Annotated in this window: 15 protein-coding genes and 1 pseudogene; 9 read left to right on the forward strand and 7 right to left on the reverse strand. The window is 38.2% G+C overall.

All coding sequences use genetic code 11. The features are described from left to right. The first annotated feature begins 100 nt into the window (after positions 1-100). From JHD79_RS02105 to JHD79_RS02135, 7 genes are all read left to right on the forward strand, one after another. Positions 101-3307: a TonB-dependent receptor gene (locus JHD79_RS02105; RefSeq protein ID WP_199117441.1), complete on the forward strand. Its 3207-nt coding sequence runs from the start codon at positions 101-103 to the stop codon at positions 3305-3307. Between the two features lie 12 nt (positions 3308-3319). Next, positions 3320-4930: a RagB/SusD family nutrient uptake outer membrane protein gene (locus tag JHD79_RS02110; protein ID WP_199117442.1), complete on the forward strand. Its 1611-nt coding sequence runs from the start codon at positions 3320-3322 to the stop codon at positions 4928-4930. A 12-nt stretch (positions 4931-4942) separates the two neighbouring features. Next, positions 4943-6526 (forward strand): hypothetical protein, encoded by a 1584-nt coding sequence (locus JHD79_RS02115; RefSeq protein WP_199117443.1) that lies wholly within the window; start codon positions 4943-4945, stop codon positions 6524-6526. 218 nt (positions 6527-6744) lie between these two features. After that, positions 6745-9072, forward strand: coding sequence for a chondroitinase-B domain-containing protein (locus tag JHD79_RS02120; RefSeq protein ID WP_199117444.1), 2328 nt, complete (start codon positions 6745-6747; stop codon positions 9070-9072). 34 nt (positions 9073-9106) lie between these two features. Beyond that, the gene (locus tag JHD79_RS02125) at positions 9107-10480 is read left to right on the forward strand and encodes a polysaccharide lyase 6 family protein (protein WP_199117445.1); all 1374 of its coding nucleotides are present in this window, start codon (positions 9107-9109) and stop codon (positions 10478-10480) included. Between the two features lie 283 nt (positions 10481-10763). Next, entirely contained in the window at positions 10764-11126 is a 363-nt protein-coding gene (locus JHD79_RS02130) for a BlaI/MecI/CopY family transcriptional regulator (RefSeq protein ID WP_199117446.1), read from the forward strand. A gap of 6 nt (positions 11127-11132) precedes the next feature. Beyond that, positions 11133-12635: a M56 family metallopeptidase gene (locus JHD79_RS02135; RefSeq protein WP_199117447.1), complete on the forward strand. Its 1503-nt coding sequence runs from the start codon at positions 11133-11135 to the stop codon at positions 12633-12635. Between the two features lie 28 nt (positions 12636-12663). Here JHD79_RS02135 and JHD79_RS02140 read toward each other — a convergent pair whose 3' ends face one another. From JHD79_RS02140 to JHD79_RS23095, 5 genes and pseudogenes are all read right to left on the reverse strand, one after another. Then, a complete protein-coding gene (locus JHD79_RS02140; RefSeq protein ID WP_199117448.1) occupies positions 12664-13137 on the reverse strand; it encodes a DinB family protein in 474 nt (157 codons plus the stop codon). Between the two features lie 93 nt (positions 13138-13230). Then, a complete protein-coding gene (gene nudK, locus JHD79_RS02145) occupies positions 13231-13809 on the reverse strand; it encodes a GDP-mannose pyrophosphatase NudK (RefSeq protein ID WP_199117449.1) in 579 nt (192 codons plus the stop codon). A 119-nt stretch (positions 13810-13928) separates the two neighbouring features. Further along, complete coding sequence (locus JHD79_RS02150; protein ID WP_199117450.1) at positions 13929-16580, reverse strand: carboxypeptidase-like regulatory domain-containing protein; 2652 nt, start codon at positions 16578-16580, stop codon at positions 13929-13931. A 25-nt stretch (positions 16581-16605) separates the two neighbouring features. Beyond that, a complete protein-coding gene (locus tag JHD79_RS02155; RefSeq protein ID WP_199117451.1) occupies positions 16606-17550 on the reverse strand; it encodes a GLPGLI family protein in 945 nt (314 codons plus the stop codon). A gap of 82 nt (positions 17551-17632) precedes the next feature. After that, positions 17633-18528: pseudogene (locus JHD79_RS23095) on the reverse strand (GLPGLI family protein). 361 nt (positions 18529-18889) lie between these two features. Between JHD79_RS23095 and rplU the strand changes: the two are divergent. Then, positions 18890-19201, forward strand: a complete 312-nt coding sequence (rplU, locus tag JHD79_RS02170; RefSeq protein ID WP_199117454.1) for a 50S ribosomal protein L21 — start codon at positions 18890-18892, stop codon at positions 19199-19201. Positions 19202-19259: 58 nt separating this feature from the next. Then, positions 19260-19664 (forward strand): 50S ribosomal protein L27, encoded by a 405-nt coding sequence (gene rpmA, locus JHD79_RS02175; RefSeq protein ID WP_199117455.1) that lies wholly within the window; start codon positions 19260-19262, stop codon positions 19662-19664. Between the two features lie 290 nt (positions 19665-19954). Here the strand turns inward: rpmA and JHD79_RS02180 are convergent, their stop codons facing one another. Beyond that, complete coding sequence (locus JHD79_RS02180; protein WP_199117456.1) at positions 19955-23686, reverse strand: DUF3857 domain-containing protein; 3732 nt, start codon at positions 23684-23686, stop codon at positions 19955-19957. Positions 23687-23763: 77 nt separating this feature from the next. Then, positions 23764-24111, reverse strand: a 348-nt coding sequence (locus tag JHD79_RS02185) for a polyprenyl synthetase family protein (protein WP_199117457.1), incomplete at its 5' end; no start/stop codon positions are given.

A 24111-nucleotide genomic window follows, 5' to 3' on the forward strand; every position in this document is an offset into this window, starting at 1 on the left:
ATAATTATATATTTGGTTTACCAATTTTTGGTTTACCAATTTTTGATGCAGACAACTGTATAGTTGATGCGAGCTAACCAACATATAAAACTGATTTGCTATGACATTAAAAAATCGCGTTAGCAGCGTTGTTTTTTTACTGCTATGCTTACTCTCATTTGGGGTAAGTGCACAGACGGTAAAGATAAAGGGCGTTGTTAAATCTGAAGATGGACAGGGTATCCCTGGAGTTTCGGTGACCATCAAAGATACTAATAAAGGAGTTTCTACTAATGAAAAAGGTGAGTATGAAATCTCTGTTCAGAAGGGAAAGATACTTGAATTTAAGTCTTTAGGATATAAAGTTCATTTACAGGGGGTGGCCAATGCCACTACTATAGATGTTACTTTGGTAGAGGACATCAGTTCCATGAACGAAGTATTGGTAGTGGGATATGGAACCCAGAAAAAATCTACGATCAGCTCTGCGGTAAGCAAGCTCGAAAATAAAAACCTCGATGAAATTCCTACTTCCAGGTTAGATAATGCTTTGATCGGTAAAATTGCAGGTCTTACCGTACAAAATAACAGTTCTGAAGCTGGTTCTGATCCAACTTTGCGCATTAGGGGGGCAAGTTCCATTAATGCCAATGCAGATCCTTTGGTCGTTGTAGATGGCCATCCTATTGCAGATGGTTTATCTTTTATCAATCCCTATGATGTAGAATCTATAGAGGTATTGAAAGATGCCGCTTCCTCTGCTATTTATGGTTCCAGAGGTGCTAATGGGGTAATTTTGGTAACCACTAAAAAAGGGGTTGCCGATAAGCCTAAGTTCTCGGTAAAATCTTATTACGGTCTGAAAGAGGCCTATAAAGTGTATCCAATTTTATCCACTACAGAATATACCCAATTGCTTTTTGCAGAAGCAGCCTTAAGGCAGAATGATCCAAGTGTTCCTGCAAATGCAAAGAATATCATTAACAATAACGAAAGGGCAGCCTATATTATAGAGAACCAGATCAGTGGTTCACCAACCGATTGGCAGCAAGAAGCATTGCGTAATGCAGGTATTTACAACCTTCAGCTGAATGCAGCGGGCGGTAAAAAAGATTTAAGATATTACGTTTCTGGAAACTTGCAACAAGACCAGGGCGTGATGAAGGACAGTGAAAATAATAAAGGAAACATTCGTGTAAAATTAGATGTTAACCTTTCGCCGAAATTGATGTTAAATGTAAATATCAATCCAACCTATACTAAAGTTCAACGTCCGGCAGAGAACTTTACCAACTATTATAGGTTCCCATCGTTTTTGCCGGTTTACCATTCTGCATTTACGGCTGCTTTCGTTAACCAGAACTCGCAATGGGCAAATTTAAGAGCAGGCGATTGGGCACAGGCACGTCATTTTACCAACCTTACTTATGCAGGTACAATGCCTGATGGTTCTTTCTGGCAAAGTACTGGAGCAGTGTCTCCTTTCTCTTCTACCAATAATACACCCTTATCCCATGCAGAAAGAGAAGATCGGTTTTCCGAGAGCTATCGTTTTCAGGGAGGTACCGATTTAACCTATAACCCTACCAAGAATCTTTCATTTAAAACATCGCTAGGTGCTTATTATCTTGCCAGAGAAGATAAAACGTTGATCAGAAGCGAAGCCCGTAAAGATGGCGATGTAAACTCGGCAACCATAACTACCGCTAATACCATAGACATTTTGTGGGAAAATACCATGAACTATACCAAAAGCTATGGCAATCATAACTTTAAGGGCTTGTTAGGTTTTACCGTACAAAGAAACTCGCTCAATGGTTCACAGCAAATAGGGTATAACTTTCCGTCAGATGATTTTACTACCCTAAATCAGGCAGCCTACTTTGATCAGGCACCTATTTTACCTGTAAATGTAAAAACAGGCTTGATCTCTTATCTAGGACGTATTAATTATGACTATCAGGGTAAATATATTGCTTCGGCTAGTTTACGTACCGATGAGAGCTCAATTTTTGGCCCTGGAAATAGGAGAGGATGGTTTCCGGCTTTTTCTGCCGGTTGGAACATAGCCAGCGAATCTTTTATGAAGAATAGTAGGAAATGGCTTGAAAGTTTGAAGTTGAGGGCTAGTTATGGCGAAACAGGTAATAATAGAATTACGCCATTTTCATATCTAGATTTATTGTTTAGGTCAAATTATGTATTTGGAGAAAGCACCGGACAGGTTAGTCCTGGACAATCGCCAAATAACGTGGTCACCTATGGTGCTGATATTACTTGGGAAACTACACGATCAACCAATATTGGTTTAGATATCGGGTTGTTTAAAAACAAAATACAGTTAAGCTTGGAATATTATCGTTCAATTACCGATAAATTATTATTACAACAATCGCAACAGGCCATCACAGGATCCGATTCTTTCTGGACCAATAATGGAAGAATAAGAAACCAGGGTTTTGAGATAGAGCTTACTTCCAACAACATTGGTAACAAAAACTTTAACTGGACAACGTCCTTGAATGTGGCCGCAAATAGAAATAAATTACTTAAACTAGGTGGAGATGAACCTTATTTGTTCAACTACGGAGAACGTAGTGAAATATATGCTTCTATTGTTGGTCAGCCCTATGTACAGTTCTATGGATATAAAACCGATGGCGTTTGGCTTTCTCAAGCAGATGCAGACGCAGCAGTAGCCAGTGGACAAACTTCTGTTCTGCAGGGTTATTTTGCAGCGGGAGGAGTAAAATTAAAGGATGTTAATGGCGACAATAAAATTGATGTTAATGACCGGGTAATCATAGGCTCTCCATTTCCAGATTTCACCTGGGGCTTAACCAACACCTTCAGGTATAAAAAGTTCGACCTGAATATCCTGATGCAGGGTTCGCAGGGAGGACAACTGATCAATGGCGACTTGTATTATAATGAATCGAAAAGACAGAATGAGAATTATATTAAAAATAGATGGGTAAGTCCGGCAAATCCAGGCGATGGTAAAACACCTTATTTTACCAATGGTATCGGGGCAGATTTACTGTTGACTGATTATGGTGTAGAAAGTGCCTCTTATGCTTACTTGCGTAATATTATTTTGGGCTATACTTTGCCAGCAAAGGCACTTAAAAAGTATAAGATAAATAGCTTAAGATTGTACACTTCAGTAGATAATGTATTTTTCATTACCGGAAGCTCTTATCGGGGCATTAATCCAGAAGCAAGGGTAACCTCAGCTTCTTACGCTTCTCCTGTAATTTCCGGTTATCAAAGGGGAGGTTTCCCAGTTAACCGTACTTATACTTTTGGTCTTGATTTTAACTTCTAATACCATCATATCATGAAACAAATTAAAAAAATATCAATCCGCTTCATCATTGTGGTATCATTGGTCATTGCTTTTACCTCATGTAAAAAATTGGTAGATCAAGAGCCCATATCAAATGAGGCTGTAAAAGATTATTATAAAAATTATAAGGAAGTTAATGTAGCCCTCACAGGATGTTACAATGGTATGCAAGAACCATTGACCAATGAATGGCAGTTTACCGAGCTAAGAAGCGATAATGCCCGTCAGCGTTCGGTAAATAGTACCACGAATGTCAATATGGAACTAAATGTGCTTAACCTTTATACTGCTGGTCCACAGCATCAGCAGATTTATAATTATTGGTTAAGCATGTACAAGAATATCCGTAACGTAAATTACGTATTAAGGAGCTTGGGCGTAACCTACGAAAATAACCAATTGGTATTTGGCACGCCAACAGCCGATGTTACAGAAGCGCAACGAAATGAATTGGTTGGACAAGCTTTGTTCATTAGGGCTTATCATTATTTTAACTTGGTACGTTTGTATGGAGGGGTGTTCTTGGTCACCAAACCTTTAACAGCGGCGGAAGCCAGAAAGGTAAATCGTTCTTCAGTTAACGATTGCTATAATTTGATTATAAAAGACTTGGAGGCTGCAGCTACCTTGGCCAGTGCTAAACCATATGGCCAGATCGTCAGTACCGATCTGGGCAGGGCAAATGCTTGGTCGGCTAAAGCCTTATTGGCCAAAGTTTACCTTACTTTACCTGTACCACGTGCAGCAGATGCCCTGACCCTGCTGAATGAGGTAATTGCCAATAGTGGATATGGTTTAGAAAGCAACTTTTCTAGGGTATTCTCTATTAATAATGAAATGAATAAAGAGATTTTGTTCGCCGTAAGGTATAAGGCTGGTCTGGTAGGTTTAGGAAATCCAATGGCCAACCTTTTTGCTCCGGCAAGTAGTGGTGATGCTGTAATTAATGGCGATGGAAGTGGTTTTAATTACCCTACAACAAGTATTTATGGCGCATTTACCACAAGTACCACCGGTTTCTCTGATGCCCGTAGGGATGTAACGGTTGCTGTTTATGCCAACAGTACCACACCGTATTATGTAAATAAGTTCTTTTCTAAAGTGGTGGTAGCAGGAGATGCGGAAAATGATTTTACCGTAATTCGTTTTTCTGATGTGTTATTGATGAAAGCTGAAGCACAGGGCTACGATGGTGCAGCAGGTTCTTCGGTGGGCCTAATTAACCAAATTAGGGAAAGGGCAGGCGCTGGAAATTATACTACAGGCACCTTCACCTCTGCATTTTATAAATATCCGGCATCAGGCACCGCATCGATTGCCAGCAGTGCAGATTTTCAAACAGCTTTGCTGAAGGAAAGGCGTCTTGAGTTTGCTTTTGAGAACCAGCGTTTATTTGATTTAATGAGATTTGGCCAGGCAGTAACGACTATGCAGGCCCATTATGCAGCAGAATACAGTGCTTATTATAGCAGGTTTAGCCCAACAATCCCTCTACCTACCTTACAGGCCAATGTAAATACCGATAAGTTGTTGTTGCCTATTCCGCAAAGAGAGATTGATACGAATACCGAAATAAAAATTCCACAAAATCCAGGATATTAAAAAATTGAACAAATGAAGAAAATCCTAAAATCATTACTGTTTTGTTGTTTAGCAATTGCAGTAATAGCCGGTTGTAAGAAGAATGCGCTTTCTGATATTGGGGAAGGAACAGTATCATCGCAGGAATATACCTTTAACAGGGCTACCAAAACTTTCGATTTAGGAAATGAGGTAAAGAGTAATATTTCGGCAGCAGAAGGAGTAAAGTTCGTATACTGTTATTTGGTACGTACCAATAAGACCGATTCTTTAATTCATGTAACCGATAATAAGGGAGCCATTACGCCAACTTATGAACTTTCTATTCCGCTTACTGCCTTTCCGGTAAACAATATGAGTGCCGTAAAAGGCGTAAAGGTATTGGTAAAACAAGGCAATAACAGTTCTTTGGAAGGCTTTGTAACCATCAAATACTTTGATCCGGCTTTGCCTCAATTCAGTGCTTATCCTACTGTTATCAACGCTGATCTGTCTGGTGTCCCAACAGCCATTACGGCTACTATCAAATCAGAATACGGTATTAAACAAGTAGATATTCTTGATGACTATCAAACTGAAAATACCTACGTGCTGGTGAATAGCATCACCAATATTGCTAATGTGAAGCAGTATGCCTTAAACTATGCTTACACCTATCGTAAGGCGGCACAGCACATTAAAATCAGGGCCATAGACATCTACAATCAAGCTAACGAATTGATCATTAATATGCCTGTAGATGTGTCTATCTTCAAACCTAAATTTTTAAATTTTGCTGCAACCATTACGCCCAATGCTACGGGAACAACACCGGTAACGGGGAATATTAATTCGATAACGGGATTAAAAAAGGTAGATATTTATGATGATCGAAATGGTAGTTATGAACTATTGGCTACCGTAAGTGGCTTAAATGGAGTTAAGACCTATAATTATAGTGCTAACTATGCTTATGCAATGAGAGCAGAGCATATTAAGATTATAGCAGTAGACACCGAAGACCTGCAATCGGAATTGGTTATTCCATTGAATGTAACTTACCTGAGCAAAGTGTATAGAGATGTGGTCATGAATGCACAAACATTAGGCACAAATACCATATTTTTTGATTCGGATGGCACGACCAAAGGCAACTGCGAATTAAATGCCAGTGAACTAACCATGGCCTTCTTATTCTATGCAACAAGTAGCGGCCCAACTTTTTATGCACCTACCAATACGACGAATGTAGCCTCTAATTTTAGATGTAATAACGTGTCATGGGTGCTTTCAAGACCTGCTGCAGATATGAGGGCGACCAGATTTAGGGTGTTATTGCCTAGTATAGCTGCAGAGAAATTGGTATATGATGATTTTGCCGCGAATAAGCTAGATGATTTAGGAGCAAGGTTGGGAAGTTTGGCGATCAGCAGCAGTGGTCCAAGATACGATGCTACGGCAACGCCTACCAATGCCATATTCAATACCACGGCCAATGCCAATCTAATTGCAGTAAAAATTCCTGATATTGGAAATCCAAATGCTTCGAAGTTTGCGGTTATACACGTTAAAGAATGTGTGTATGCAACGCCGATAGGTAATTCGACCATCAAATTTGATATCTATATTCAGAAATAATTCTTTTTGGTTTATATGTAAAATGATCTGTCATTTCGGTCGGAATAAAAAGGAGAAAATGTGCTTGTTTTATTTCTTTTTCCGATCGAGATGGCAGCATTTTTTTAAGTGGATTGGTACTAGCTTGGTAAAAATATTCATCAAATAAGCAAAATCTGCGACATAAACAGTTAACATAATAGCCAATTTAAACGATTAACCATTATTCCTTCCCATTCATGATAAAATTCTGTATTTCCCTTCTTGCGCTCTTACTCACGTTTTCATTGGCCAATGCTGCTGATCTATTAGTGAGCACGCCCCAAGAATTAAAAAGTGCAGCAGCTAAAGCCAAACCTGGTGATGTCATCTTACTTAAAGATAAAGTATGGACTGATGTTCAGTTGGTGGTTTCTGGAAAGGGAACCAGGGAAAAACCCATCTGGATAAAACCCGAAATAGGAGATAAAGTGCAGATTTCAGGAAAGTCGAACTTAAAGATAGGCGGAGAGTTTCTCATTATTAAAGGTTTCCATTTCAAAAATGGTTATAGTCCTAAAGATCATGTGGTCAATTTTAGGGTTGATAATGATAACTTGGCAAACAACTGTCGTATTACCCAGTTTGCCATAGAAGATTATAGCCAGCCAGAACGCTTTAAAGGTGATTCGTGGGTAAGCTTATGGGGAAAGAATAATCGCGTAGATCATTGTACCTTTACCAATAAGTTAAACGCTGGGCCGGTGATCATTGCAGAGCTTAACGACGAACGCAGCCAACAGAATTATCACAGTATCGACTCTAATTATTTCAATGGCCGTCAACGCTTTGGCTCTAATGGTGGAGAAACCATTCGTATAGGAGTTTCCAGGTATTCGCTAACTGCTTCGAGAACCCAAATTGTACACAACTATTTTGAAAGGTGCAATGGTGAAGTAGAAATTGTCTCGATCAAATCTGGTGAAAACAATGTGAGCTTTAACACTTTTTTTGAGTGCGAAGGCAGCTTAGTATTGAGGCATGGCGCTAAAAATGTAGTACAGGGCAATTTATTCCTGGGCAATAATAAACCATTTACAGGTGGTGTTAGGGTTATCAATCCTGGCCATGAAGTATTCAATAATGTATTTAAAGATTTAAGAGGAACTGCTTTTCGTTCCCCATTAGCTGTGATGAATGGTGTACCTAACTCGTTGATCAACCGCTATTATCAGGTAACTGACTCAAAAATTGAATACAATACTTTTATTAATTGTGAACCGTCTTTATTTGGAACGGGTAAAGATGCCGAACGCACACTTTCTCCTCAGCGGGTGTTGTTTTCAAAAAATCTACTATTTCAGCCTTTCCGTTCACTTTATGTAGATGAAAACAAAGATGGAGGTATTGTCATAAAAGATAATGCATTGGTATCTGATATTCCTTTGCAAGATGGTTTTGTACTTAAAAAGCCAGCAATGATAACGGTAAATGGCATTTTATTGCCGTATTTGGTAGATTATGGAGCACCATTAAAGAAGATGAAGTTTGTACAAAAGACAGCTGTGGGTGCATTTTGGTATAAAGAAGAGGCAAAAATGGTGCTTGAAAGCCCTAAGATAGTTAAACTAGCGGCCAAAGAAAGTACAACTATTCACCAGGCCATTGCCAAATTAAACGATGGGGATATATTAATGTTGACCGATACGGGCTTTTATAGGGTAGACGACGAAATTGTGGTAGGTAAATCAATAACGATCAAAGCTGTGGAAGGGTTAAAAAGTAAACCCGTTGTTGTGAATGGAAGTAGTAAAACTTTGCCAGCGTTCATTACCATAGAAAATGGGGCAACGATAAAGGTGAGTGGCATAGCTTTTAAAGGAGCCTTTGGCAGTGGTGGAGATGTACGTTGTGGTATACGGTCTACAGAATTGCCAATGAACAAGCCTTATAAGGCATTTATAGATCATTGTGAGTTTTACGATTACAATGAAGGTTCTTTTTCTGGTTTCAGGGGTAGTAAATCTACATTGGCAGATAGCTTAGTCATTACCAACTCGCTATTTAGGAATATTTCTGGAACTGGTATTAATTTGGCCGAAGAAAGAGAAGATAAAGGCATTTATGGTGCAGAATATACTGTGGTTAAAAACTGTGTTTTTACCAATATTCTGGGGAGTGCTATCAATATTTACCGTGGGGGAAATGATGAAAGTACTTTAGGCCCATTTGTAACCATCGAAAATTGCACCATTAACGAAGTAGATAACCGTGAGCAGGGAGCAGCTATTCGTTTGCTGGGTGTGCAGTATGCAAGATTACTCAATAGTAATTTTGTAAATAGCGGACAGGGGGGAAGATCTGTAGAGTTTAGGGAGTTTCGTTGGGATAATATATTGGTAGATCATTGTAATTTTTATCAGTCGGGAAAAGTAGAGACATTTTATGGTAAGCTATTGGGCCAAAATATCTTCGATATTAAGCCGGTATTTAAGAATGTTGCCACCTTTGATTTTCGACCCGCATCAGGTAGTTCACTGCTCACCAAGGGACTTTCCGGAAAAAATATAGGCGCAATTATTCCATAATTAAAATATTTCATCATTGATAATCACATTTTAAATGAAAATATATAACGGATTTTTTTTAGGCCTCATCTTGACCAACTGTGTTGTTTTCCATTCCTGTGCCGCTAACCATGTAGGAGAGGCCATAGAACAAAAACAGAAGGAAGGACAGTTGCAGTCTCCAAAAACGTATACCATTAGTTCGGCCGCAGCGCTTAATGCTTTAAAATTGGAGCCCGGTGATAAAGTGATCATGAAAGCTGGCGAGTGGAAAAGTCAACTGATTAATTTCAAAGCAAAGGGGACCGCAGAAAATCCGATCACCTTAGTTGCCGAAACAAAAGGCGGTGTGGTTTTATCTGGAAATTCAAATCTTAAGATAGATGGTGAGTGGTTAATTGTTGATGGTCTATCTTTTAAAGATGGCTATTCGTTGAAGGATGACGTGGTTGTTTTTTCAAGAACTTCTTCGCACAATCGTTTGACCAATACAAGCATAGAGAACTATAACCCTAATGATAAAACGGTAGACTACAAATGGGTCTCATTATATGGTGTTAATAATCGGGTGGACCACTGTTCTATTATAGGCAAAACGCATCAGGGTACAACTTTAGTGGTTTGGCTAGACGATAAACCCAATTATCATCAGATAGACCATAATTACTTTGGCCCCCGACCAGAATTGGGCGTAAATGGTGGAGAGAGTATTCGTATTGGTACCAGTACCTATTCAATGAACGATTCATACACTACAGTAGAAAATAATATTTTTGACAAATGCGACGGTGAGATAGAGATCATTTCCATCAAATCGGGCCATAATAAAATTACGAACAACTTATTCTATGAGTGCGCAGGAACGGTCACATTCAGGCATGGAAATAATTCTGAGGTAAGTGATAATTACTTCGTTGGTAACAATAAAACCAATAGTGGTGGGGTTCGGATCATTGGCGAAAACCAGAAGGTATTTCGTAATTATTTATATCAGATTGCAGGCAGAACGTTGAGATCGGCTATTTCTGTAATGAATGCCTACGAAAAACCTGAACTGAATGGTTATTGGCAGGTTAAGAATGCAGCTATTGAAGATAATATTATAGTGGGCTGTAGAGAGGCATTTGTTTTAGGGGCTGGTAGAGATTCGGACAAGACTGTTGCGCCAGATGGGTTAACCATTGTCAATAATTATGTGATCAATCCCGTGACCTTATTGGTGGTACTAGATGAGCCTAAAAATATGAAGATGCAAAACAATCAGGTAGAAGGAGCGAGTATAGTTGCCGGATTTGTTAAGATGGGCAGTGACTTACAATTATCTGATGGTATTTGGCAGAAGAGAACAGCGCTTAAAACACCCTTTTGGTTAAATACATTAATAGGGCCGGAATGGAAAAAAGATAACCGCAGTTTTATTTTTAAGTAATTGGTATAATTAAAGAGTGGGAGCAAAGCACCTTTTGGTCTCCCTCTTGATGACCTTTCCTTTATGGTCATTGTCGAAGGACAAAGCGTTCATAACCTAATGGAAATCAGTTTTTAGTATCTTGAAGTAAGCGATTTGATTTGGTATGATTACCCTGATGGGTTTGTATCCATTACTTTTTCGGTTTGCTTGAATAAGAAGGCTTTAACTTAACAAAAATTAACATCTTGGACCTTGTGTTTTCATAAATTAGTTTCGTATATTTACGATTATTTCGTAATTAATGGAGAAATTAACACAACAGGAGGAGGAAGCGATGCTTGCCGTATGGCAGGTAGGGGCAGGATTTATTAAAGATTTTATGGATGCCATGCCAGAGCCTAAAACTCCTTATACCACATTGGCATCTACCGTAAAAAATCTGGAACGTAAAGGGTTTTTGAAAGGCGAACGCTATGCCAATGCCATTCGCTACAGTGCAAAGGTTAAAGAGGCCGATTATAAAAAACGTTTTATGAACGGTTTTGTGAACGATTATTTCCAGAACTCCTATAAAGAATTGGTGGCGTTTTTTGCGAAAGATAAAAAAATCAGTGCCGAAGATCTAAAGGAAATAATAGATCTTATCGAAAAACCAGAAAAATAAAAGGATATGCCACATCTCTTTATTATTTTATTGAAGATAAACTTGGTATTGTTACTCTTTGCAGCAACTTATTATTTGGTTTTGCGTCGCTTAACTTTTTATATGCTGAACCGTTGTTTTTTGGTGTTTGGCATATTGTTCTCCAGTATATATCCATTTATCAACCTGACTGAATTTTTTCATCAACAGCAGGTAAACCAAAGCGTGGCTACTTATATTCCCCAACTTAATGAAAAAGCAACGGAGTTGGTACCGACAGGTTTTTTTATGAACAATTGGCCCGTCTTGAGTTTCTTGTTTTATTTCGGGGTATTGTTGATGGCCCTAAGGTTAATCATACAATTTATTTCTCTTTATAAGATCCACAGACAATCTGAACCTGGGGTGGTAGGCAATTATCAGGTTAGGGTACTAAAAGAAAGGGTAAGCCCATTCTCCTTTTGGCAAACAGTTTATGTGAATCCATCATTGCACCAAGATAAGGAGCTGAATACCATTTTGGCCCATGAAATGGTACACGTAAAACAATGGCATTCGCTAGATATAATTCTGGCCGAGTTGAGTGTGGTATTTTATTGGTTTAACCCTGGGGTATGGATTATGAAAAGGGCAGTAAAGGAAAACCTGGAATTTATTACAGACCAAAAAATTCTAAAGAAAGGAATGGATAGGAAGGCCTATCAATATAGTCTTTTGGATGTAGGGAATTTAACTCCTTCGGTAGCCATTGTAAATAATTTTAACCTCTCTGATTTAAAGAAACGCATTAAAATGATGAACGTAAAGCGGTCTTCCCGTTTAACTTTGGGCAGGTACCTGTTTTTTTTACCTTTCTTATTGGTAATTACCTTGGCCTTTACCATATCGAAAAAAGATATTAAAACCCACTTACCGCAATTATCAGATATTTTGGTGAAAAATGAACAACCAGAAATTACCAATGATAAGCCCATAATTCAGCCTAAAATAAAAAAGGTACTTCATCAGGTTCGGCAACAAACAGTAGATAAGCTAGATAGCGTTTCAGCATTAAAGCATTTGATGAACGTGGTATTTGTTAAAAAAGACTCTTTAGGTGGAGAACTGTTAGAACCGTCAATAAGAGAAATGCTTGGTACATTCAAACCCAATACGGAAGGTTCGATCAAAGTTAAAATGAACCATGTTTTTATTAAAAAGGACTCTGCCTCTGCTGATAAGATTTCCGAAAGAATAAAACAGTTACGGGAGGTTGTTTTGAAAGAAGGAGGCGATACATTCACCATACAGGAAGATGATAAGGCTAAGCCTAAAATAGTATTGGTTAGGGCTGTTTTTAATGCTTCAAAAAAGACAGATACTACTGGTTTGGCTAGAAAGGTCAGTTATGTGGTCAATGGTAAGGTGGTTAGTGAGCTAGAGTGGAGCAAATTTGACCCGAACGATATTAAAGAGGTGAAGGTGAGAAAAGTAACTGAAGGCATTGGAGAAATCCATATCGTAGCTAAAAAGAAAGAGGAAACCCAATAGTTTTACCATATCATTGTATAGAATATATTTATCCTCTAGCTGAAACTAGCTTTATAAGGAGGGAGATTTGTCCTAAGTGATAATAGGAATGTTCAATTACGGCCTCAATATTCCGTAAATAGGTGCCATATTTTTCATCCACAAATACTTGGTCCAGATTTTCATCACGCATTCTCTCTATGTGGTTGGCAAATTTTTCTGAGTTGGCCAAAAACTCACTCACTAATTTTTTCCAATCGTTTTCCGAGTTTATTGGCGGAAGGTCAAAACTGTACTTGTCCTTAATTTGAAGGATGCCCTTGTCAAACACTTTCAAAATGCCATCCAAGTAATAGTTAATGTGGTAGGTTAAAGCTGCAATGGTATTTAGGTCCTCAATTTGCTGCGTTGCCTGTTTCCAAGTTATACCCAATAATTGTTTTTTGTAATTGGTATTGGCAATCCAATATCCATTTAATAACACTTCTCTTAGTCGATTAGCGATAAGCTTATTTCTTGCCATAATTAACTTTCTAGAGCCATAGGACACTGATATTCTTGTTCTGCTTCTTGTAGGTTTTGAAAACCTACAAGAAGCAAGGAATCAGTTTTCAAATTACAAAATTCCTTTTAGTCTTAGGTATTGCAAGAGCATAATTGTTTTGGCATCTTTAATCTCGCCATTATCTATCATGTCCAGTGCCCGATCGAAATCAAGCTCCATTACTTCTATGTTTTCTTCTTCGTGTGCCAAGCCTCCTCCATCTGCAACCTTCATTGATCGATCATATTCGGCAACAAAAAAATACAGGATTTCGGTAACAGATCCAGGCGACATGTAGGCCTCATATACCTTTTGTACATCGGCTATCCTATAACCAGTTTCCTCTTCGGTTTCTCTTTTAATGCAATCTTCAGGATGGTCTTTATCCAATAGCCCGGCACACGCTTCAATTAATAGGCCAGAAGGATTGCCATTTAGATAAGTGGGTAGCCTAAACTGCCTGGTCAATATTACGGTCTTTTGTACTTTGTGGTACAACAGTACGACAGCGCCATTCCCCCTGTCGTAAGCTTCGCGACTTTGTATCTGCTTGCTGCCGTCATTTTTGGTATATTGGTAGGTGATCTTCTTAAGCACATACCAATTGTCGCTCAAGATTTCACTATTCAGGATATGGATGTTATGGATCATAGAATGTCTTTTTAACAATAAGACACTCTTTTTCGCTTTTTGTTAGGGAAAGATAAAAATAAGCCCCCGAAACTTTTTAGGTATCGGGGGCGGCATTCAAATATGCATGGTTGTTTGGTTTAGTAGTTGAAGGTAGCCTTTAACATGGCCACTCGTCCTGGAATTTCGTAAATGCCAGAGGTAAGAGAGTTAGCCGATACGGAAATGGCTTCGAACCTTTTTACATTGGCCAAATTGGTCATGCCAAATTCAAGGTCTGTTTTGAGTTTTTGTATTTTGTACCTTACGTTAAGGTCGGCAAAGAGATAATTTAGGTTTGGCTGACTTGATTGGTGGGTGAAGATATGTTCTGCCGAACAGCTCACAAAAACCGATTTTAATAAGGTTAATGTTAGTCCAGATTGCTGCCTAAGCTGTTGGTAATTGGTGCTGATACCATTGCCGGCCGAAGTTTTGTTTCTGCTATTGGAAAATGTACCACTATAAGTGAAATTCATGAATTTGGTCAGCTTGGCCTCTATGCCTGCCTTATATATGAAGTTTTGCGACTCAAAGGGAAGGAGCTGGTTGTTCTGTAATTGTTCATATTGATTTTGGCTGAAGGCAAAACCCGCATTTACGGTACTTTTTAGGGTGAACAGGTATTTGCTCAGGCCACTGTTAAGTGATAGGCTTTTTATTTGATTGGATAAGGGTAGGACTATACGTTCCTGTATATTATTGGTGAGTGTATAGGAAGAAATGGTGTTTAAGTTTGTAGTGCTATAAGACATGCTAATGTTACCAAACAACATTTTCATTGCCTTACGGAAATTGAACGACCCACCAAAACTATGTGTTGAGTTTTCCGATACAGGAGCATTATTGGCAAAAAGAGAACGATAATTTCTGAGGATGGTGCCACTATATACATCATCAATACCACCTAGGTTATTCTTGAAGGCATAAAATGCACTTACATAGTTTTCTGGACTGGTTAGGTATTTTAGATTGATGGAAGGGTTGATGAAATACCTGTCCAAGCTGCTGTCGGTAGCATGTTCGCGATCTTCATATTGAATGTGGTTATAACTTAAGGGAATACGTAAGCTGGTCGTTAGTTTTTCCCCAGTATATTCATATATTCCCTCTGCATATAGCTTTGATTTAAACCAATCAAGGTCGTTGGCCATGCGCTGCGAAGTGAGTTCGGTCGTTTGATCGTTCTGTATTTTATATAAAGATGAGTTGAGGTTTTGTTGTTGAATGCTGAAGCCTGCTCTATAGGTTTGTACAAATTTTCCGCTTGGGAAAGCCATAGAAACATAGTTGTTGTTAAACCAAGTAGGCAATTTAATGTATTGGTTTAGTCCAGCATAAGGTTGGCCATTGTTCAAAATATCTTCATTTAACCCCGGTCTGATATTTAAGGTTTCGGGCTGTGTGCTTCTATTTAAGGTAGAGGAAAAATGGAATATGTTATTTGATTTTAATTTTTTTCTATAACTGAAATCATTGGATAAATTAAGTGCATCCTGTTTTAGAGATTGGAAAGCACCTATACCATTGATAAATACATTGGAATTAGTCCGATAGGGAAGATACTCGGCCATAAAAGCATTGTTGAGAAAATAGCCATCCGTATTTGCGTTTAAGGTAAGCTGTGCCTTTAGTTTTTGAGGGTTAATATAGTTGTTCTGGTTTTCTTGGTAGCTAATGGTCTGTCCCCCCAAGTAAGTTTCAGAAAATTTATGATATTCCTGTCTTCTTTGGTCATATAGGTAAGAAACATTGGCCCTGAGCTGCAGGTCGTTGTTGAACTTGAAGAGGTTGTTTAGATTGGCCTGTCCGGCCTTGTTGAACAAGGTGCGGCTTTGGGGTAGGGTAGGTACCCCTGCTGCTCCGGCAGAAAGAAAATTGCTTGGTCTGTTGTTCTCTGTGGCCGCAGGATTAAAAGAGGTAAGGTCTATACCAGGATCTATACCAATATTGTTGCCCTTTAGGTTATTCAGAAATTTCACCTTTTTATTGAACAACATGGCATTGGCATTGGCATCAAACCTTTCTGGCGTGCCTACGCCAGCCTTAATGTCGCCCATTACCTTTAGTTTGGCTTCGTCCTTTATCACTAGATTTAAGGCTACGGCATCGCTAGTGTTGTTTTTGCGCAGCATTTTAATGGGCTGATCGTTTTCAATCACCTGAACTTTATCAACCGCACCATGGGGAATGCTTTTGGTACCAATGCCATATTTGTCTTCTAGTAAATTGTCGCCATCAATATAAAGGTTAGATACATCCTTGCCATTATAGCTGATCTTTCCATTTTCGGCCACTTCTATGCCTGGCATCTTTTTTAGCACATCGCCAATGCTTCTGTCTTGTTTGTCGGAAAAGTCGGAAGTCTTATAATTCAGCGTATCCCCATTAGCACTCAGCCTTGGCCTGTTCTTAACCTCAACCGTTTTCAAACTGATTTCACTCTCTGCTAAACTCACCTCATAGGTCTTGTTCAGTTCGGTAATGGGAATGATCTTTTTCTCAAAACCTAAAATGCTAAATTCTATGTTTATTCCAGTTTCTGTTTCAGTAACGTTTAGGGTAAAATCACCTTTCTCATTACTTCTGGAGAAAGTAAGGATATTGCCCTCTTTATCTTTTAAGCTTACCATTACCGATGCCAAAGGTTTAGCTTGCTGGTCCCTTATTTTTCCTTTTACCTGTTGTTGGGCGTATACTTTAGCTATACCGATAAAGAGCAGTATAGCTAAAAAAAGTGGTGCCTTTTTCATAACTTATGGTTAGTTCGGTGTGCGCTTACTTCTTCTCTGGTAGTTCTATTGGATTATTCACTACAATTTTCTTTGTAGTGCCTGGACCAGCATTTACGGTGGCAGTTCTGGTAACATTGGCGCTCATGCTTCTACTGCCTAATTGCGCATTCATAAAACCCTGAGGATCTTTATCGCGAGCTTCCTTAAGCTTATCTATCTCTTTTTGTGTCGTTTTTATGGCATCGGTAGGTAGCTTGATTTCATTGCCCAAATAGCTAGCGCCATCCATACCACCAAATTTTACCACACCTGTGCCCCCATTTGCCATGGTAACTGTTTGTTCGGTTTCTTTGGCTTGCTCTGCTTCGGTAACCTTGTCTATACCCGCAAACTGAAATTTAACTTCATTTTTTGCATCATATGCTTCAATAATAAGCCCTGGTAGACCGTTTAGCTTCCATGGCCCACTTTGAAATGGTAATTCTGGCGCAAACCATGCTGTCCAATTTCTTCCCTTAAAATAGGCGGTGGCTTTTTGGCATTTAACACCAGAGAAGCTAGCCGTGTCTTTGGCAATTTTCCAGTTGATTTTAGGGGCAGTTTCTTCTATCAGGTAATTGCTTAATATTCTTTCTTTGGTATAAAATTTGTTTTCATTGGCAAAATAAAAGTAATCTACAGAAGTGACAGGTTTTGAAGCGATTCTTGGAATGGTGATGCTGCCAGATATGCCCGCTTGGTTTTTGATCTGCTCTTCTAGTTGTTTTCGCAGTTCAAAGTCTCTATTGATCTTGTCGTAGCTGGTATATACAGAAGCATTTTTACCAATAACCAGCAGCATGTTTTCAGTGTAGAATTTTTCTCTTTCTGTAGTGTCCTGCATATGAGAGAAAGTATATCTTACTCTGGCTATTGCCTTATCGGTGCTTTGTGCAAATGTTGCGGCGCTCATCAAGATCGCAATTAAAGTGTTTAAGATGGTCTTCATATTTTTAAGCATTTGTTAAATTTCTACGAAATTCTCGTAGGTAAAGGGTGTTGTTTTTTAATAATTATTTAAGGGTTGTTTGTTACTTGTCTTTTAGTTCGATAGGGTTATTGAAGGTGTTGATGTTATTGGTCGGTGCTGTAGATGGACCTGAAACTCTTTTGAAGCTGCCCAGGCCCATAGCAGCCATTTGTGCATTGGCAAAGCCTATCGGGTCTTTGGCTCTTGCTGCCTTTAAGCGGTTTAGCTCTTCTCTGGTTGTTTTTACGGCATTATTGGGAATGCTAATTTCTTTGCCTATTAATTCGGTCTCTAATTGCATATCGCTTTTATTGGTTTTTACAGTAAGATCTTTAGGCTCTACCATCTCAAATCCACCAAATAGAAACTGAACTTCTTTTTTTTCGTCATAAGCTTCTATAATTAATCCGGGTAGGCCTGTTAGCTTCCAGGGACCATTTTGGAAAGGCATGTCTGGTGCAAACCAGGCGATCCATTTTCGCCCCTTAAAATTGGCCATCGCTTTTGACATTTTATACCAGAAATACTCAAAGTATCTTTAATTATATTCCATCCAATTTTTGGGATGTCTTCTTCTGTAAGGTAGTTGGTGCCCATGGGCTCTAAGGTATAAAGCTTGTTTTCTGTATTGAAGAAGTAAAAATCCTCTCCAATGGTTCTTTTACGTTTAGATCCATCAATATGAAGGCCATCTAAAGAACCTCCATTGTTTCTTACTTGCTCGTTTACCTGTTTTCTGAAGTTTATATTTTGGGTAACCTTTAGATTGCTGGTGAACATCGAGGCATTTTTGCCAATGAGCAAAAGCATTTCTTCTGTGTAAGGTTTGCTTCTGTTATTGGTATCACGAATATGGATCAAATTGTATTTTACTTTTGCAATCGCCATTTCTGCTTTTTGAGCAAAGACGCAAATGCTAATCAGTAAAAAGGCGAGGATAGTTAAAGATCTTTTCATATTCTTTGTTTTAAACTTTCGTAAAACTACGAATTATTCGTAATTATAAAAAAGTTTTAACAGTTTTTAACTATAGGGGCAGTAATTTTTTTTAGAAAGCAATTTTAAAGCATTATTAAGCGACATAAGTTTCACTTTCGTTCATGGTCTTCATGTCTCGCTGTAGGTTGTTTACCATAGTCATTTGTTCAATTTGGTTTAGCTTAGTCTTAAACCTACGAGGTTTAAAAAAAATAAATGAACAATTGAGCCCATGAACTGCTCCATAAAAAAAATCGCTACGCTATTGTGTTTGAAAAAGAATTGTTCTATATTTGCACCTCGATAAAAAATTAAATAGAAATAAATTAATTATTTAACAATGTACGCAATAGTAAATATAGCAGGGCAACAATTCAAAGTTGCAAAAGACCAGCACCTTTTTGTACACCGTTTACAAGGAGATGAGGGCGCTAGTATTGAATTTGACAATGTATTGTTGGTTGATAATGGTGGCAAGATTTCTGTAGGTGCGCCTGCGGTAAAAGGAGCTAAGGTTTCAGCTAAAATCGTGTCTCATTTAAAAGGTGATAAAGTAATCGTTTTCAAAAAGAAACGTAGAAAAGGTTACAAAAAGAAAAATGGTCACCGCCAGTTATTCACTAAAATCCAGATTGAGAGTATCACTCTGTAGTTAAAAATTTTGTTAAATTGTAAGGTTGGTTTTCCAATTCTTTAAAATATAAAGTAAAATGGCACATAAAAAAGGAGCCGGTAGTTCGAAGAACGGACGTGAATCGCATAGTAAACGTTTAGGTATTAAAATTTTTGGTGGTCAAGAAGCTATCGCTGGCAACATCATTGTTCGTCAACGTGGCACTAAACACCATCCTGATAAAGGTGTGGGTATTGGCAAAGATCATACTTTATTTGCTTTGGTACCAGGTATCGTTGTTTTCAAAAAGAAGCATGATAACAAATCTTTTGTATCGGTATTGCCTAAAGTAGAAGACGCGGCACCAGTTAAAAAAGAAGCAGCTCCTAAAGCTGAAGCTAAAAAAACTGCTGCCCCTAAGAAAGCTGCTGCTCCTAAAGCAGAAAAAGCGCCTGCTAAGAAAGAAGCTAAAACTGAAAATGTAGCAGAAACTGCTGAATAAGACGTTAAAACAATATTAGAAAAAATCCCTTGGTTATTCCAAGGGATTTTTTTTATGCTATATTTTCTCCTAATGGGTTGGTTGGTTGGTTGGTTCACTATTTCATTACGCTCCTACATCGTCATCTCGATCGTATTGGAGAGATTTAACAACTTAGATGGTCGTACAGAACGAATGACAAGGATCTATGAAGTTGGTTGGTTAGAGGTTTCAAATAAAAAGCTGTCCAAAAAGTTTTTGTTATTCTACTTTTGGACAGCTTTTTTATGGATTGCTAAAAAATCTTGTTACTATTTAATGGCCAACTGCTGGTGATCGGATTCTGCAACTTTCTTATAAAGGGCATTAAATTCGTTTACCTTTTCTTTTGTGACAAAATCTTTCTTGAAAATGAGCTCACGATTGATGACTACTTTATTGCCAATCAATGTACTATTGAGTGTGTAGGTGAAGTAATCGTTGTCAATAGAAAGAGGTTTAACAGCCTCTATAAGTTTTTTTCCAACTGGTAATACCAGATTGATCTGTTCATTATTTTTATCGCTCCAGAAAAGCTGTGTAAGGTCAATGCCAAAATGCCTAGGATCTGTTACGGTAAGCGAAGATGCTGCTACTGCAGTTGTCCACGGTAAAGAAAAAATAGACATCCCGGCCACTGGCTTGCATACTTTTAACAGCTTGTAAGACGAGATAGCCTTTAAAGTGTCTGATTGGGCCAATTTTGGGTCAAGATTGGTAAAGCTCAGGGAAACCGCTTCGTTTTCTGGATATTCATAAGAAAGATGTTCTTTCATCTTCTTCAGCTGGTCTTTATTGGAAAGATGCCTATAGCTATTCCTGATCATGCTTGCGGATGCTCCGGTACAAAAGTTGCTTTCGTTGATGATCATATCATTATCCTTAATTACAATGTGGTTTACATAATTTACATGATTGCTCACACGATTTGAAGGATTAAGTTTGGAAAGTAAATTGGTATTGGTGTTGATTTCTAATATAGGCGAATTGAGGTCGCTGTTATAGAATGAGGTAAATGGTAGTGAGCTAGAAGTAAGCTCAACAAAATAATCCTTACCATTTATTTTTGCTTTTGCAATACAATGGTTAAAATCTATACTTGGTAAAAGTAAGGTATGTTGTCCATTATCTCTTGTTTTTACCAAAACCAATTCAGCATCGATGCCTACTTCTTTGCACATGGCAAGAAATAAGGTAGAAACGTCTTTACAGTCTCCTATACGAGTGTTAATGACCGTGGCCGGATTTTGAGGCACGATACCACTTTGTCTAAATGATACGGAACTGTAGGCGATATTTTGTGTGATATAGTGGTATATCTTGCGTATTTTTTGTAGATCATTTAATTTTTGTCCGGCAAATAATTCATTTACAAGTGTTTTGATCTCGTAGCTGCTTCTTGCTTTCGCCGTAGCGATATTGTGATACCAATTTGCTACAAAATTCCAGTCTGGAATAGTCGATATATAAAGAATATTTGTTACATCGTCCATAGGAGGCATTTTATCTTCATATAATAAAGCGCTTTGGTTCTTTGCTTCCCAAGTATAAAGATCAAATTCATCTGCACTTGTTTTTTTAGCCTCTATGGCTGTTTTAGAAAACTTAAAGTTAAACTTCTTGTTCTTGCTGATGAGTAAGGAATATTTGGTATTGACATAAGGGTTGCCATGGGTGAAATAAAAAGAATCCCAAAAATGAGAAGCCAAACTACCCACATTGTAGTTTCGTAACTTGTACCTAATGTTAATCACATCACCTACTTCCAGATTGGTGAAAACCAGGTTGTTTTTATTCTGTTCGGCTGGTGTTTTTGTGCCGTTTGGCTTAATGGTTTCTGCTACTTCTATAGATAGCGACTGGTCATTATCATAGGGGATAGCATATTCTTTCAATTCTTCAAGTCCTTTCTGCGTCAATATTTTGGTGATATAGAAATGCTTTTCCTCAGAGCCACCATCTTCGTATACCACGGTTTGCACTTCTTCATTTAGGATCACCACATGGTCATCTGGATAATCCTGCAATTTAGGCGCATTCTTGATCAGGTTCGCTACGTCTGGCTGTTCGAAATAGTCGAATACATTCTTGCTTTTTTTCAGCTTGCGCAGGCTTTCTATGGCATCATAGTTATTGGGATTTAGGGCAAGACATTTTTTGTAAGCCTCTTCTGCTTTAGCAGTTTCTTTTTTTGCTTCATAAATCAAACCCAACATTTTGTAGTAATGGCTTTGGCTGGGTGCAAGTGCTATCGCCTTTGATAGATATTCTTCAGCCTTATCGTATTTTTGTAGGTCATAATAATTTTCCGCCAGGTCGCGATAAATTCCACCTCCAACCGGATCATCCTTAATTTCCTGTAAATAAACCTCCACACCAGATTTTACATCTCCTTTATTTAAATACGAAGTGGCAAGGAATTTTGCGTATTCGTAATCGTCGTTTTCGCTCACATATTTTTTAATGATCTGGTTGGCCTGTGCATTCTTTTTAACTTCTTTTTCTATGATATACTTAATGTAGGCAAATGATTTGTTATCTGGCCATTTTTTATAGGCCTTTTCTACTAAAGCGATTGTTTTCTCATGTTCATTTCTCTTGCCAGCCAGTTTAATTTTTTTGGCTATGACATCTTCATTCTCACCATATCTTTTTTCTAATTTGTTGATCACTTCATCTACTTTATTATAGTCCTGTTGATTAAGATAGTCATTGAACAATAACTGTAGGGCATAGGTGCTTTCTGGGTCGGCTGTTTTGATATTTTCCTGCAAAGTTTCTACACCAGTTCTATTGTCTTCTTTAGAGTGCAATAGAATCATTAAGGTATTTAGATAGGTGCTTTCTGGAAATTTACTTTTTAGCTTTTCCAATATATTTCGTGATTCGAAAATAATATCATCCCTTAAATAGAGTTTTGCTAATAATAAATGGTTAAGGTAGTTATTGCTGTCGGCAGCCACTAGTTTTTGAAAATAAGCATAAGCTTTAGGAATAACGGGTTGAGCAGTAAAATCCTTTTCTTTTTTATAGGCCTGATATTCGTTAACACTAGTTAGGTCTTGTATAGGATGTCCATCTTTATCTGTAATCCTGAGTAGGAAATTCGAATTATTGGCATAACTTTCGCCAATTTGAACCAGAATTCTATTGTAACCTGTATGGAGTTTCAGTGTAGAGATGTAGGAATCTAGATCATTGTTTCGCTCTTCAGCTTGCGAAATGATAAGTTTATCGTTTACCCAGACTTTCACTGAGCCAGAAACACCAATGCGTAGTTGTGCATCGAGTTCAGATGGTGAATTCACAAAAGTTTGGGCAAATATAATGGAGTTGTAGGGATCATCGTAATAGGTGAAATCAAACCACTTGTCCTTTTTGGTATAGGGAACGTTTCTCCAGCCAAATTCCGGATTTTTCTTTCCCTTGAATACGGCATCGGCTTTGGGTTGGTTTAACACCTCGTAATTTTTATCGAAGCCGCTGGTAGAAATATTTTCAAACACACTGGTAACCTGCCAAAGGTCAAGGCTGCCTATTTGAGCATAGGCTTTATTGGCCTCTGCTATTTTTTTGCTATTTTGATAGTGTTTGCCAATAACAGAATAGGCCATGGCCCTTAGGGAACCATCGTAATTGGTGTTTTTAATGATCTGGTTCATCAATTCAAGGGTGGCCGGTGTTACTTTTTTGTAACTATTGTTAACGGCGGGACTTCTCCATAAAGCAAACAGATAAGGTTCCGGGTCTTTTGAGGCCAAATAGAATTTTTGAAAATATTGAAAAGCTTCACTGTCCGATTGCTCAAGCTCAGCAATTAAGCTTAACGATAAATTAGCTTCATTGGCAGTTGCCGGGTGGGCAGCCAATTCTTTAAAGCCTTTTTTTGCATTTTCTACGTCGTTTTTGAAAAAACTTTCCCAGGCACTTTTTGAATTGGTTTGTGCATTGGAAGAAAGGAAAAACAGAAATGAGATAGATAATAAATAGATAGTTTTCTTCATGTTCCAATAATAAAACATTTTTACTATTCATCTATTTCTGTTTCGCTAAAAATTACCAACAAAATGGAGAAATGTTATTAACTGTTACGTTTTAGTATTTGTTGTGCCAAATCAAACAGGTGATCTTTTTTTTCCTTGGGCACGGTAATTTGGTCCAGGGCCTCAAAGGCTATGGTGGCATACCGGTCCATTTCCTTTTCGGCCAATTCCCGTACCTTTAGTTCATCGAAAATTTTTCTGACGGCATCAATTTTAACCTCGCTGTTTATGTTGGCAACTTCAATCCAGTGCTGAAGTTGCTGAAGCTGGGCTTCATTAGCTAGTTTTAGTGCACTGAGTAGCAGTAGGGTCTTTTTGTTGGCAATAATGTCGCCACCTACCTGTTTGCCAAATTTTTCGGGATCTCCATATACATCTAAAATATC

Source organism: Pedobacter sp. ASV28 (assembly GCF_016428855.1).
Taxonomy (GTDB): Bacteria; Bacteroidota; Bacteroidia; order Sphingobacteriales; family Sphingobacteriaceae; genus Pedobacter.

Excerpts from the sequence above, each read along its gene's own strand:
- JHD79_RS02105 (WP_199117441.1), top strand. The coding sequence starts at position 101 with ATGACATTAAAAAATCGCGTTAGCAGCGTTGTTTTTTTACTGCTATGC.
- JHD79_RS02110 (WP_199117442.1), top strand. The coding sequence starts at position 3,320 with ATGAAACAAATTAAAAAAATATCAATCCGCTTCATCATTGTGGTATCA.
- JHD79_RS02155 (WP_199117451.1), bottom strand. The coding sequence starts at position 17,550 with ATGAAGACCATCTTAAACACTTTAATTGCGATCTTGATGAGCGCCGCA.
- JHD79_RS02140 (WP_199117448.1), bottom strand. The coding sequence starts at position 13,137 with ATGGCAAGAAATAAGCTTATCGCTAATCGACTAAGAGAAGTGTTATTA.
- JHD79_RS02180 (WP_199117456.1), bottom strand. The coding sequence starts at position 23,686 with ATGAAGAAAACTATCTATTTATTATCTATCTCATTTCTGTTTTTCCTT.
- JHD79_RS02120 (WP_199117444.1), top strand. The coding sequence starts at position 6,745 with ATGATAAAATTCTGTATTTCCCTTCTTGCGCTCTTACTCACGTTTTCA.
- rpmA (WP_199117455.1), top strand. The coding sequence starts at position 19,260 with ATGGCACATAAAAAAGGAGCCGGTAGTTCGAAGAACGGACGTGAATCG.
- rplU (WP_199117454.1), top strand. The coding sequence starts at position 18,890 with ATGTACGCAATAGTAAATATAGCAGGGCAACAATTCAAAGTTGCAAAA.
- JHD79_RS02115 (WP_199117443.1), top strand. The coding sequence starts at position 4,943 with ATGAAGAAAATCCTAAAATCATTACTGTTTTGTTGTTTAGCAATTGCA.
- JHD79_RS02130 (WP_199117446.1), top strand. The coding sequence starts at position 10,764 with ATGGAGAAATTAACACAACAGGAGGAGGAAGCGATGCTTGCCGTATGG.
- nudK (WP_199117449.1), bottom strand. The coding sequence starts at position 13,809 with ATGATCCATAACATCCATATCCTGAATAGTGAAATCTTGAGCGACAAT.
- JHD79_RS02150 (WP_199117450.1), bottom strand. The coding sequence starts at position 16,580 with ATGAAAAAGGCACCACTTTTTTTAGCTATACTGCTCTTTATCGGTATA.
- JHD79_RS02125 (WP_199117445.1), top strand. The coding sequence starts at position 9,107 with ATGAAAATATATAACGGATTTTTTTTAGGCCTCATCTTGACCAACTGT.
- JHD79_RS02135 (WP_199117447.1), top strand. The coding sequence starts at position 11,133 with ATGCCACATCTCTTTATTATTTTATTGAAGATAAACTTGGTATTGTTA.